At 65.5% G+C, this 12,173-nt stretch carries 10 protein-coding genes; 2 read left to right on the top strand and 8 right to left on the bottom strand.

What is annotated here, in order from left to right:
• Window positions 1–200 precede the first annotated feature (200 nt).
• A complete protein-coding gene (locus AC3FOF_RS26565) occupies window positions 201–644 on the bottom strand; it encodes a GNAT family N-acetyltransferase (protein WP_488728308.1) in 444 nt (147 codons plus the stop codon).
• A gap of 341 nt (window positions 645–985) precedes the next feature.
• Window positions 986–1,426, bottom strand: coding sequence for a hypothetical protein (locus tag AC3FOF_RS26560; RefSeq protein ID WP_017229541.1), 441 nt, complete (start codon window positions 1,424–1,426; stop codon window positions 986–988).
• A 554-nt stretch (window positions 1,427–1,980) separates the two neighbouring features.
• On the opposite strand from AC3FOF_RS26560, the gene AC3FOF_RS26555 reads away from it, so the two are divergent.
• Entirely contained in the window at window positions 1,981–2,745 is a 765-nt protein-coding gene (locus AC3FOF_RS26555; protein ID WP_017229542.1) for an SDR family oxidoreductase, read from the top strand.
• A 23-nt stretch (window positions 2,746–2,768) separates the two neighbouring features.
• Here the strand turns inward: AC3FOF_RS26555 and AC3FOF_RS26550 are convergent, their stop codons facing one another.
• The 4 genes from AC3FOF_RS26550 to AC3FOF_RS26535 all read right to left on the bottom strand — a co-directional run bounded on the left by AC3FOF_RS26550 (window position 2,769) and on the right by AC3FOF_RS26535 (window position 7,568).
• Entirely contained in the window at window positions 2,769–4,385 is a 1,617-nt protein-coding gene (locus AC3FOF_RS26550; protein WP_488728307.1) for a histidine kinase N-terminal 7TM domain-containing protein, read from the bottom strand.
• Between the two features lie 254 nt (window positions 4,386–4,639).
• Window positions 4,640–5,815, bottom strand: a complete 1,176-nt coding sequence (locus tag AC3FOF_RS26545) for an acyl-CoA dehydrogenase family protein (RefSeq protein WP_017229544.1) — start codon at window positions 5,813–5,815, stop codon at window positions 4,640–4,642.
• 161 nt (window positions 5,816–5,976) lie between these two features.
• Window positions 5,977–7,314: a type II toxin-antitoxin system HipA family toxin gene (locus AC3FOF_RS26540; RefSeq protein WP_488728306.1), complete on the bottom strand. Its 1,338-nt coding sequence runs from the start codon at window positions 7,312–7,314 to the stop codon at window positions 5,977–5,979.
• A gap of 2 nt (window positions 7,315–7,316) precedes the next feature.
• Entirely contained in the window at window positions 7,317–7,568 is a 252-nt protein-coding gene (locus AC3FOF_RS26535; RefSeq protein ID WP_035815455.1) for a helix-turn-helix domain-containing protein, read from the bottom strand.
• Between the two features lie 282 nt (window positions 7,569–7,850).
• On the opposite strand from AC3FOF_RS26535, the gene AC3FOF_RS26530 reads away from it, so the two are divergent.
• Window positions 7,851–9,455, top strand: coding sequence for an AMP-binding protein (locus AC3FOF_RS26530; protein WP_488728305.1), 1,605 nt, complete (start codon window positions 7,851–7,853; stop codon window positions 9,453–9,455).
• A gap of 21 nt (window positions 9,456–9,476) precedes the next feature.
• Here AC3FOF_RS26530 and AC3FOF_RS26525 read toward each other — a convergent pair whose 3' ends face one another.
• Both AC3FOF_RS26525 and AC3FOF_RS26520 read right to left on the bottom strand, forming a co-directional pair.
• Window positions 9,477–10,334: a helix-turn-helix domain-containing protein gene (locus AC3FOF_RS26525; RefSeq protein WP_017229548.1), complete on the bottom strand. Its 858-nt coding sequence runs from the start codon at window positions 10,332–10,334 to the stop codon at window positions 9,477–9,479.
• A gap of 221 nt (window positions 10,335–10,555) precedes the next feature.
• Window positions 10,556–12,169, bottom strand: coding sequence for a class I adenylate-forming enzyme family protein (locus AC3FOF_RS26520; protein WP_488728304.1), 1,614 nt, complete (start codon window positions 12,167–12,169; stop codon window positions 10,556–10,558).
• Window positions 12,170–12,173: the final 4 nt, after the last annotated feature.

Raw genomic sequence — 12,173 nt, 5'->3', positions numbered from 1 at the left:
GGGCTTGCTGACAGGGTTCAGGCGGTCGGTTGGCTAGCTAGCGACTCGACCGCGGAAGCCTGGATTATACCCAAGCGTTCAGGTCACACGGCGCAGTACCGGCAGCACCCAGCCGCAATCGCCTTCATCGCAAAGGCAACTTCGAGGGCGCCTGCCGACGGGAAGATGCGAGCGCGAATACGCGCGAAACGGCATCGGCGCTAGCGCAGCTCGCAGCGCATGCAGAGTGCGGACGTGCGCACGGCATGCTGAAACTCCGACGAGGCCCTGACTTCAGCCGGCGCCTTGTCCGCGGGGATCAGCGAAAAGCCCCAGCGAGCGAAGTAGGCCGGTGCCGAAGCCGACAAGAGAAAGCCATGGCGGGCTTGCGTACCGCGCGCCCGCATCAACAGGACTTCGACCAGACGGCTGGCGATGCCTCTATCGCGATATGCGGGCTCAACCGCTACCGAGCGGACCAGGACGGATTGCCCGTGATGCTCGGTCGCTGCGCAGCCAACGATACGGCCATCGCAAAGGGCGACATGGAAGTTCTCGATAGCTTCGGCAGTACCAGCGCTGGACAGACCGCAGAGCTCAAGCAATGCGGCGACCTGCTGCCAATCCGGGTGCGAGGCCAAACGTAGAAGAACATCGGTCAGCATGAAGGTGTGTCTCCAAGGCCGGCTGGCGCTTGCAGCGCGAGCGGCACATCTTGATAGTACCGAGGGCATATGCTTGCCCTCTTCTGTCATCTGCATCGAGGCGATCGCGTCATCGTGTGACATCCTTTGCACAAGCGGTCCCGCCGGGAATGCAAATCGTCCGATGTCAGGAGGATACCGCCGACTCCTGCTATCGAAATGGAAAGCCCTTGAGCATGCAAGGGCTTGTTGTGGGCTAGGGAATTCCATAGTGGCGGCGTTGAGTCCGCTATGTCATGGGCGAGACAGGTGCTGGCCATCGCGCCTGTCCCACCTCATCGGAGTCTTGCGAAACCAACGGGCTACCAGTTCAGCTGCACACTCCGTTCACCCGCACGCAACGTGGTGTGTTTGTCTACACCGTTATAGGTTGCCACGACCTGATAAGTCGCCCTTGGCGCCTTGATGAGGCAGCGTGGCCCATTCGAGCGGAAGGAAGCGACATTCACGCCGTTGCGTGAAAGCGTGACCGCGACGTCGGATAGATACTCGCCACGCGCACCTTCGGTGAAGAGCAGGCCCATATCGAAGTCCTTCGCTTCCGACTGGAGTGCCTGCTGCTCGTCCTCGCCAACACCGCCGCAAACGTAGCTGATGGGGCCTATGGTCTGGCGCGCAAGATCGGCCGCATATGCGCCAGGGGCCGCGAGTACCGTAAGCGCGCCGGCCACAAGGGCACATAGGCTGGCGCTATAGGGCTTCCGGCTGCGCAGAGGCTGCCATATATGACGGATTGTTCGCATGAAAGATCTCCAGATCTGCCGATATAGATTGGATGTTTTCATGCTTAAATTGTTCTGAATTCATTGCTATATTAATCGTGAAAATATATTGAATTTTGTTTCCAATTTATAATTTATTTGAGATTTATTGTTGGAGGATAATTCATTGTTTCTATCATGTGATGATTATAGTGTGCCGCCATCACCGCATCCGCGGCGATCAGGTGATGTGGTCGGCAGCCATCCATGAATGAAGGGAATCCAATCCGGCCAGCATCAACCCTGATCTCAACTAGCGCACGGAAACAGATTGCAACAAATTTCCGAATGTTGCGACCGACAGCTACATGATCGACAACCCTGATTCGGGGCCCGCGCCAGCTGGATCGTGGCAAGATCCTTCTCAGTGGCAGGCTGACGGTTTCTGGCGTTACGGACCCCGCCGCCCTTGCTTTTGAGCGGGTATCGAGCGGGTTTTGAGCACGAGATTTTGACCACAAGAAACGGATGGCAACCATGACGCGGGCGCCTTTAGACTGGCAATCCTAAGTCAATCCAACAGGAGATTCTCAATAATGGGCCAGTTGTCAGGGAAAGTCGCCATCGTCACGGGAGCAAGCTCGGGGATCGGATACGCAGCAGCAAAGCTGTTTGCAAAGGAAGGAGCGAAAATCGTCGCGACGGCACGCCGTCAGGGTGAGTTGGACTCGCTCGTTGCGCAGATCGGACAGGATGGAGGCGAGGCGGTCGCCATTGCCGGGGATGTCAGGGACGAGCAGCTTGCTCTCGCCTTGGTGGAGACCGCGGTCGGTCGCTTTGGCGGCCTCGACATTGCCTTCAATAATGCAGGCTCGACAGGAGAGGCTGCACCGGTTCCCGAGATTCCAGTGGATGCCTGGCGCGAGATTCTCGACATCAACCTGACGAGCGCGTTCCTCGGCGCAAAACATCAGATTCCGGCGATGGTGGCGCGAGGCGGTGGCTCGATCATCTTTACCTCCACCTTTGTCGGGCACACCGCAGGTTTCCCCGGAATGGGGGCCTACGCGGCCAGCAAGGCCGGATTGATCGGCCTTATGCAAGTGATCGCCGCCGAGTTCGGCCCGAAAGGGATCCGGGCCAATGCCCTCCTGCCCGGCGGCACGGATACGCCCATGGGCCGCGCTGCCACCAGTACGCCCGAAGCGCGCGCCTTCGTCGAGGGGCTGCACGCGCTGAAGCGTCTTGCGCTACCGGAGGAGATCGCCCGCTCAGCCCTCTACCTTGCCTCCGATGCGTCGAGTTTCACGACGGGATCGGCGCTGATGGCGGATGGCGGCGTGTCCATCAACCGGGCCTGACAGTCGTCCCTTGCCCTCGGGGCCTAGGCCGGCAGCGACGCAGTTTCGCCCATCACAAAACGGTCCCGGCCGGTGCGCTTGGCTTCGTACATGGCTGCGTCGGCCCGTTCGAGCAATGCCTCCAGCAGCGGCGACGCCGGGATTTCGCATACCGCGCCGACGCTGATGGTGACGCACGGGTGCCCGGGCCAGCCGCCGTGGGGAAGCGCCATGGCGCGTACTGCCTTGAGCAGGCGCAGGCCGACTTCGCGTGTCTCGCCCGGCGTGACCGCCGGCAGCACCATCGCGAATTCTTCGCCGCCGACGCGGGCGCAAAAGTCGTCCGGGCCGTTGCGCATGGCTTGCGCAATCGCCTCCGCCACCCGGCGCAGGCACGCGTCGCCATGCACATGGCCGTGGTGATCGTTGTACTGCTTGAAATAGTCGACGTCGATGATCAGCAGGCCGACCGCGATGCCCCGCGCGAACGCGCTGGCTAGCGCGGAGGTTGCCTCGCGCTGGAAGAACCGCCGGTTGAACGCGCCGGTCAGCGCGTCGCGGTAAAGATCCGCCTCGATGCGCGACAGCTTTTCCTCCGTTTCGCCCAGCCGCAGCGCAAGGCTGGAATTCTCGACGGTCAAGGCCTGTTCGCGGGAACGGAAACGGGTGACGTCCCGCAGGAACACAATGATCCCGACCGGCCGATTGTTCAGGTTGCATACCGATTCCACGGTGAGCTCGTAGTCGGCCTCCTCCTCCGAGATCAGGTGCGACGCATTACCGCCAGGCGTGCCGGACCGGCTGGCAGCGACCGCGTCCCGCCATGCCGCCGGCAATGGGGCGCCACGTTTCGCCGTTGTCAGCAGGCGCAGGGCAGCCGGGTTGAAATCGACGATGACGTCGTCGGCATTGGCGATCACGCAACCCTCGTGCAGGGCATCGAACACTCTTAGCCGGGCGTAATGCCCTACATCGTCCAGGTGTCCGCGCAGCGCGCAGATCCACACCAGCACCGCGGTCACGGAGAAGGTGGCCGGAGTCAGGTCTCCGCCCAGCGGCCCCGTCCATCCGCGCAGGTACGCGACATTGGCCAGCAGCGGCAATGCCAGCCCGCCCGCCAGCACCGCCCTTCCCCCTCGGGTCAGGCTGCTGTTGGGCACCCTGGCGCTCAGCAGGAAGTAAAGGCTGGCCGCCAGGAGCAGATAGGTATAGACCGCGGCCGCGGCGTAGGCCGGGCCATGGGCAAAGACGGCTCCGGGCGCCGCGCCGCCCGGCACCAGCGTGATCGAGGTCCAGATCAGGTGGTGCCGTTCGTTGGTGAAAACCAGGCCCAGCGTCACCAGGTTGATGACGATGGGCAGCGACAGCAGCGACCAAGGGATGACGAATCCTGGCCGGCTGAGCTGGATCATGGCGCAGAGCCAGCCGATCGGCACGGCGACAATGCCGATATATTGCAGCTTGGCCCACAGGATGCGGGTTTCCAGGTCGGCAGAGTTCAGCTCGAGCAGGCGGCCGCCGCTCCATAAGGCACTCCCGAAGGCCAGTGCCAGGAAGGCCTTGACGATGGGATCGTCCCGCCGTGTCCAGGCAGCCACGGCAACCGTAAGGCTGCCAGCAACCGCGAAGGCGAGGCAGAGGACAAGGGGATACGAAGGCATTCGGCCGGTTCCAGGAAACTTGGGCCTGCCGGTAGCGCCGCAGGCTGGTTCGCCGGAGGATTATAAAGGCGGCCAGCGAGGGCAAGGTGCCACGCTGTACCGATGTCCTTTCGCCCTGCCTTAGGCAACCCTGCTGCAGGCTGCCGGTCGAGTCGCTGGTGCAGCCATGTGAACGTCTTTCCCTCTTGTCCGATCTTCCGTCAAGGACGCCGCACGTATCCGGCATGCAGACCAGGCGGCCGCGTGGCCGCGGATCAGAATCCCAGTTGCCGGGCCGCCAGATCCTTCATGATCTCCTCCGATCCGCCGCCGATCATCATGACTTTCACCTCCCGGTAGACGCGCTCGCTGAGCGTGCCGCGCATGAATCCCATGCCGCCCAGGATCTGTACGGCCTGGTCGGCGCAGAACTGCATCGCCTGGGTGGCCTGGATCTTGGCCATGCAGGTGCGCGCCACCAGTTGCGCAGGATCGCCGGCCTGATGCTGGACCCGATACGCAAGGTCGTAGACCAGGTTGCGCGCGGCTTCGATGCGTAGCGCCATATCGACCAGCTTGTGGCGGATCACCTGCCGCTCCACCAGCGGCCGGCCGAAGGTGTTGCGCTGCCGTGCCCAATCGAGCGCCTCTTGCAGGCAGGCTTCGGCATAGCCATAGGCGCTTGCGCTCATGCCCAGCCGCTCGGCATTGAAATTGCGCATGATGACCTGGAAGCCGCGGTTTTCCTCGCCGATCAGGTTGGCCGCCGGGATCCGGCAGTTGTCGAAGTGCAGATGCGCGGTATCGGAGGCAAGCCAGCCCATTTTCTTGAGCCCGGTACGGGTCAGGCCGGGCGGATTGCCCTCGATCAGCAGCAGGGAGATGCCGCCCGCGCCCTTGTTGGCGGGGTCGGTCCGCACCGCCGTGGTGATGAAGTCGGCGCGCATGCCCGAGGTGATGAACGTCTTCTCGCCGTTGACGATGTAGTGGTCGCCGTCGCGCACGGCGGTGGTCCTGAGGCTGGCAACGTCGGAGCCGCCGCCGGGTTCCGTAATGGCCAGCGCGGCGATCCTGTCGCCGGCGATGACCGCCGGCAGCACGCGTTCCTGCAGTGCTTCGCTGCCCGCGGCAACGATCGGCGGCACACCGATGGAGTGGGAGTGCAGTGAGGCATTGACGCCGCCCGAGCCGCTGCGGGCGAACTCTTCCGCCTGGATCAGGTGGTAGAAGATATCGCCGGGCGTGCCGCCGAAGCGCTCCGGATAGCCCAGGCCCAGCAAGCCGATTTCGGCTGCGCGGCGGTACAGCGAGCGGGGAAAGGTCCCGGCCTCGTCCCATTCGTTCGCGTACGGCGAGATCTCGCGCGCGACGAAATCGCGCAGCGTGCTGCGAAACTGTTCGTGCTCCGATGTGAAATAGTGGGCGAGCGGCGGCAGAGTGGAGAGGCTCATCGTGGGGTCCTGGCGGTGGGCAGGCAGCCGGCGCGTGTCGGCGTGGCGGCCTTTGGGGTCGGGTTTGCCTCGACCATAGGCCGCGCCGCGCACTTCGTCTTGCGCTTAGTGGTCGGCGCCCCGCCGATGGCCCCGATGTGCCCCGATGCGGCCCGATGTGCCTACCCGGGCGGCATGCTTTCAAGCTGGCGGGCGGAAGCCTCCAGCCCCTGCAGGATGGCGTCGGCCACCTTCTGCGGAAAGCCTTGCGGCAAGGCGGCATTTGCCTTCTCTAGCACGGCCGGTGTCCGCGCGATCAGCCGCTGGATGATGCCTTCGGCATCCGGGCCGTGAAAACACCTGGACGCCATGGCGTTGAAATGCCGGCGCTGCACGTCCTTGAACAGGTAGTGGCGGTTCTTGCCTGCCACCGCCATGGCCAGCTTGGCCTTGTGCCACGACCACTGGTTGGCGCCGTTGCCGACCACCGGCCAGATCGACATCACGTCGTAGAGGGGTGTCATCCTGTAGCGGCCGCCAGGCAGCAGGCGGATGCTGAAATTCTTGGCGTGCCCATCGGGTGCCGCCAGCATCCAGAACAGGAGCTGCGTGGCGAGGAACGTCTCCAGGTCCTCGTCGGCGTTGACCGACTGCCGCAGGATACGGGCGATTTCGCGCATGCCCGGGCCGCCGTCCGCTTCGTACTTCAGGTGTGGCGGCACGCCGAGCGCCTGGCAGAAGTCTTCCTGCGGCAGGCGCAGGATCCAGTTTCCGGACGAATGCATCTGCCGGTCGAAGCGTTGCACGCTCAGCACCTTCTGGCTTCCGAAGACCTTGATCTCGCTGTGCGCGACAGGCAGCCCGTAGGCGGCAAGGATGGTCAGGCAGAGCCACTCGTTCTCGACCGAGGTACTGAGGTCGGCCCGCTTGTTGCCGACCAGTCCGAGCGGGAGCTTGAGGATGTGGGTGGTGGGCGTGGCGCCGTGGGGCTTCATCCACTGGTTGCCATGCCATAACAGGGCCGTCTTCTCCTGCGCGCCGGCCAGGGATATGCGGAAGTCGTCGTCATCCTGCGCGCCCAGGCCGGCCGGGCTGACCGTCTGGCGCAGCAGTGTTTCGATATCGGCATCGGACTGGGGCGTGCCGTCGATGCGGTCAAACCCCGCCGGCTGTTCGTTTTCTCCGAGCAGTTGCACAGCGCCCACGCAATCGCGGCCGATGGCCTCGAGCAGCTCGAACGCTTCCGTGGTCGCCGTCTTGAAACGGGTGGCGAGGCGCTTGCGGATGGTGTCGCTGTCGGGCAGCAGGTTGTCGAAATAGTTGCGGACCCTGTCGCCCTTCAGCGGCGAAGCGTCGACGCCGAAGGGAAGCGACAGCGACAAGGGGCGGCCGGCCGGCGACGCCATCCAGGCCGGGTCGTATTGCATCTCCATGTCGCCCCGCGCCGGGATGCGCCAGGTCCCTACCCGCTCGCCATTGGCCCATACCGAAAGCGCCCGCGCATGCGATCTGCGGCCCATGGCTACCACTCCACGGCCGGGGAGCCTGCGCTCGCCCCGCCCTTGTCCTGGACCACGAGTTCCAGGCCAAGGATGCTGATCAACGCCAGCAACTGGTCGGCGCTGATGCTGCCCGGGTTCAGTTCCATATGCGAGATCCGGCTCTGGCTGACGGCCAGGCGCGCGGCCAGGTCCGTCTGGGACAGCCTGGCCGCGTGCCGTGCCGACTGCAGCACCTGGCCTAGCTGTGAGGCGGTGGATAGCACTTGTTTCATGTGGCCTTACCCATGGTATGCGTATCCCTACTTTACAAATAATATGGGTAATTTGCAAATACCAATGACATGGGTAATCCGAGAATACCCATGTAGTTGGTAGAAAGCGATCGCGAGCAATGCGACCGGTATCTGCCGGTATCCGCTTCCTGGCGCCGCTGCCAGCCACTTTCCGCAAGCCTTCCCGCGCGCTCCTTGGCTACGCTTGCCGCTCAAACCTGCCCGGGCATGGCATCGTGCCGCGCGCCAGGTTCACGCATCCGTCAACGCCAGGAGAATCGCATGACCACCAACCCGCCGCCCGCCACCATCGGTGCCGCCCTGCGCCAGGCCAGCCGGCAATGGGGCCAGCGCGCCGCATACCTGTGCGGGCAGCAGGCGCACAGGTATGCCGAGGTCGAGGCTGCCTCCGCGCAACTGGCCTGCGGCCTGCTCGGCCTGGGGCTCAAGCATGGCGACCGCATTGGCGTGATCGGCCTGAACCAGATCGAGTGGCTGCAGCTGTTCTACGCGGCGACCCGTATCGGGGTCGCGGTGGTGGGCCTGAGTGTGCGCTACCGGGACAACGAGATCGAGCATATGCTCAATGACAGTGCCGCCAAAGCCGTCTTCACGGTGCCGGAATCCGACGGCTTCGACTTCCTCGCCATGCTGGAGCGGCTGGCGCCGCGCACGCCGGGCCTGCGGCATGTCGTGCGGATCGACGCGCCGCTGCCGCCGGACATGTCGTCGCCCGCCACCGGCCTGCCGCGGTTTTCCGCGCTGGCGGCCACCGCTCGGGAAACCAAGGCGCTGGATGCCGCCGAAGCCATGGTCGGGCCGGATGACCTCGCCATGGTGATCTACACCTCGGGCACGACCGGACGGCCCAAGGGCGCCGGCCTGACTCACCGCAGCATGCTGGCTTCCGCCTTGGCCCAGTCGCGCCATGTGCGCACCACCGGCGCCGATCATATCCAGCTCGCCCTGCCCTTCAACCACGTGGGCGGGATCACCTGCGGGGTGCTTAACTTCCTGCTGGGCGGCGGTACCTGCGAACTGGTGCCGGCCTTCAAGGCAGACCTGGTGCTCGCCATGATGCGCCGGCACCCGCCTACCATCTTTTCGGGCGTGCCGACCATGGCCACGCTCTTGCTGATGCACCCGGATTCCGCCCGGGTGGATTTTTCCTCGGTCCGGCTGGTGATCGTGGGCGGCGCCACGGTGGACGCCGCCCTGCTTGAGCAACTGCAGGCGCGTATGCCGCAGGCCACGGTGATGAACCTGTACGGCCTGTCCGAATCGTCGGGGGCCATTGTGATGACGCCCTGGGGGGCCGAACGGCAGGACCTGATGCAATCGATCGGCCGCGTGCTGGATGGCGCCGCCGTGCGCGTGGTCACGCCTGCCGGCGAGAGCGCCGCAGCAGGCGAGATCGGCGAGCTCTGGTTCCGCGGCGCCGGCGTTTGCCCGGGCTATGTCGGGGGCGCGGCTGGCGCTGACGGTTTCGACGCGCAGGGCTGGCTGCATTCCGGCGATCTCGGCTACGTCGACGAGCGCGGCTATATCCATCTGAAAGGCCGCAAGAAGGATATGTATATCCAGGGCGGCTTCAACGTCTACCCGGCGGAGATCGAAGGGGTGATCGCCCGTCATCCCGCCGTCATGATGGTCGCGGGCATTGGCGTGCCCGACCCCGTGATGGGCGAGATCGGGCGCTACTACATCGTACCCAAGCCGGGCAGCCAAGTGACGGAGCCGGAGATCCGCGCCTATTGCGCCGCTCGCCTGGCCGACTACAAGGTGCCGCGCCAGGTGGTGCTGCGAGACGCGCTGCCGCTGACGCCGGCAGGCAAGATCCACAAGGCGGCCTTGCGGGCGGAGAGCGAAGCCAGCCCGTCCCGCTAGCCAGTTGCCCCGGTGGGCTGGCTAGCCAGGCATGCCGCCGCCCACCGCCATCCGCTCGCCGATCAGGGCGAGCTTGCGCGAGCCGGCGAAGATATCGCTGGGCTTGAGCCCGTAGACCTGGCGGATGGAGTGGCTGAAATGCGTGGAGTCGGGGTATCCGGTGTCCAGCGCCACGTGGGCCAGGTTGGAGTCCTGGGTCACGTAGTGCAACAGGCTGCGCGCCCGCTTCCAGGTGCGGAAGCTGCGGAACGGCGTGCCGACTTCCTCCTTGAACAGGTGCAGGAAGCGCGAAAACGAGAGATGGGCCGAGGCGGCGCAGGATTCCGCCGTGGCGGTGGCCGAAGGCGCATCGCGGATGCGCTGCACCACCGCTTCGATGCGGGGATCCAACTGGCGCCGCGCCAGGGCCTGGCCGAAGAAGATGTCGTCGAAGCTGTCCGCCCGCAGGTCCAGGTCCCGGCCGCGCTCGCTCAGGTAGGCATGCGCGTGGCGCACGTGGCGTACGAAGCCGGCATCGTCCACCGGTCCGGCCCGGCCGCGGATCACCGCGGGCAGGCGCGCCAGGTCGACGCTTTCCGCCTCCAGCGCCAGGTCGCAGATCATCCGGTCGTCGCAGGCGACCGAGTGCGGCATATAGGCCGGCACCACCGCCAGGTCGGTGGATTCCCAGGGGCCAGCGTCGAAGCGGATGCGGATAGGTGCACGCAAGGCCACATAGATCAGTAACCCGCCCATATTGCGTATCGAGGGCGAGCCCAGCAGGCCGGCATAGAACAGCCGCTCGGGCGTGATCCACATCACCCGGCCGGCGCCGTCCCTGGCGCCGGGCGCCATGGTCGTAACCGGCGGGCACGCAATGCCTGGTGCTTGCATCCGCATGTCCTTGGTCTCCTGCCAGGCGCTGTCCGTGCACCGTGCGGTGCGCCGTCAGGCCAGCTAGTTGTAGGGTCGCGCTGCCAGGTCCTGAGCCGCACCACCGTGGTGCCCTGGCGGTCCCACAGGCAACGCCAGGGCCAGCGTAGCCCCAGGGCGCAGGCCGCGTCTTGCGTCAGGTGGCTATGCCCGGCGATCGCCAGGCATGGCATGGATCACTTTATGGCTCAGGCCGGCGATTCCGGCGCTTCATCGTAGTGCGCCCGATATCGCTGCCGCAACTCGAATTTCTGGATTTTCCCGGTCGAAGTGGCTGGCAAGGCCGCCAGCAGTACCACATCCTTGGGCACCTCGAAGCCGCCGAGATGGGCCTTGCAGTGCGCGCCCAGTTCCCCCTGCCCCACTGCCGCACCCGGTTTGAGGGTAACGAAGGCCGTCACGGCCTCGCCCCAGCGCGCATGCGGCAGCCCCACCACGGCCGCATTGGCCACGGCGGCGTGGCGCAGCAGCACTTCCTCGACCTTGATCGACGGCACATTCTCGCCGCCGCTCTTGATCATGTCCTTGATGCGGTCGAGGAACAGCAGCTGGCCATCCTCGTCCAGCATGCCGAGATCGCCGGAGTGATGCCAGCCAAAGCGCTGCACGCGGGCGGTGGCCTCCGGATCCTTGTAGTAGCCCAGCATCACATTGGGGCCGCGAAACACGATTTCGCCCGGCTCGCCGGGACCGAGCAGCCTGCCGTCGTCGGCCATCACCGCCACTTCGTTGACCACGGTGCCCACGCCCCAGTAAGCGCCAAAGCGCTTGCGCTGCTCTTCCACCTCGAAGATGGTGGCCGCTGGGTACATCTCGGTCTGGCCCGAGCACAGGATGAAACTGGGACAGAAGGCATCGAGCAGGCGCAGCAGCAGGTTCTTGGGCAGCGGCGCCATGCCGTAGATGCACAGCCGCACGCCGGACAGATCGGTGCCGGCGAAGCGGGGGTGTTCCAGCATGGCCCGGTACATCATCGGCAGCGCCACGACGATGGTGACCCGGTGCCGGGCCAGGTCGGCCAGCACCCTGGCAGGGTCGAAGCCGCGCCCCACCACCACGGTATGGCCGCCCAGCAGCGCGCTCATGGTATTGCCGTGCTGGGCGCAGTGGAACATCGGCAGGAGGCAGGTAAAGACTTCCCGGGCCGTGCCGCAGCCGGTGTCGACCAGGTTGGCGGCCAGCACCGAGTGCACCGAGGCGTGCGAGTGCATGACGCCTTTCTGCGGCCCGGTGGTGCCGCTGGTGTACATGATCTGCGCCAGCTGGCTGCTGGCGATGTCCACGTCGGGCAGCGTAGCCGGCTGGCCGGCCAGCGCGCCGGCATATCGGGTCGCGGCGATCCCCGCCATATTGCCCGCCGCCTCGCCCGCCGGCTCCAGCAGCACGACGGGCAGGCGCAGCGCCGCCACCAGTTCCCCGACGCCGGGCCGCGCCAGCACGGACGCGTCCGCCACCAGCCGCGTCACCTCGGCATGTTCCAGGATGTACTGGATCGCATCCGGCGCCAGGGCCGTATTGATCGGCACCCACACCATGCCCGCCTTCTGGATGCCCAGCAGCGCCACGATCATGCCGATCGAGTTGTTGCACAGCATGCCGACGCGCTCGGCGCTGCGCATGCCCTGGCCGAGCAGGTAATGGGCGAACTGGTTGGTGGCGGCGTCCAGCGCCGCGTAGCTAAGGCTGTGCTCGCCCTCGATCAGCGCTGTCCGGGCGCCGAAGCGCCGGGCGGAGCGGTGCACCACGTCGCCCAGGGCGATGCGGCCGATACGCTCGCGCGCCTGTTCCGTTGCCGTACTCATGTCT

The organism is Cupriavidus sp. 96C5-1, from assembly GCF_057798855.1.
The sequence above is the reverse complement of the archived record's forward strand: the minus strand, read 5'-3'. Positions and strand labels throughout refer to the sequence as shown.

Coding starts and splice junctions, on each gene's coding strand:
- AC3FOF_RS26550 (WP_488728307.1), bottom strand. CDS start 4,385: ATGCCTTCGTATCCCCTTGTCCTCTGCCTCGCCTTCGCGGTTGCTGGC.
- AC3FOF_RS26530 (WP_488728305.1), top strand. CDS start 7,851: ATGACCACCAACCCGCCGCCCGCCACCATCGGTGCCGCCCTGCGCCAG.
- AC3FOF_RS26525 (WP_017229548.1), bottom strand. CDS start 10,334: ATGCGGATGCAAGCACCAGGCATTGCGTGCCCGCCGGTTACGACCATG.
- AC3FOF_RS26545 (WP_017229544.1), bottom strand. CDS start 5,815: ATGAGCCTCTCCACTCTGCCGCCGCTCGCCCACTATTTCACATCGGAG.
- AC3FOF_RS26560 (WP_017229541.1), bottom strand. CDS start 1,426: ATGCGAACAATCCGTCATATATGGCAGCCTCTGCGCAGCCGGAAGCCC.
- AC3FOF_RS26540 (WP_488728306.1), bottom strand. CDS start 7,314: ATGGGCCGCAGATCGCATGCGCGGGCGCTTTCGGTATGGGCCAATGGC.
- AC3FOF_RS26565 (WP_488728308.1), bottom strand. CDS start 644: ATGCTGACCGATGTTCTTCTACGTTTGGCCTCGCACCCGGATTGGCAG.
- AC3FOF_RS26535 (WP_035815455.1), bottom strand. CDS start 7,568: ATGAAACAAGTGCTATCCACCGCCTCACAGCTAGGCCAGGTGCTGCAG.
- AC3FOF_RS26555 (WP_017229542.1), top strand. CDS start 1,981: ATGGGCCAGTTGTCAGGGAAAGTCGCCATCGTCACGGGAGCAAGCTCG.
- AC3FOF_RS26520 (WP_488728304.1), bottom strand. CDS start 12,169: ATGAGTACGGCAACGGAACAGGCGCGCGAGCGTATCGGCCGCATCGCC.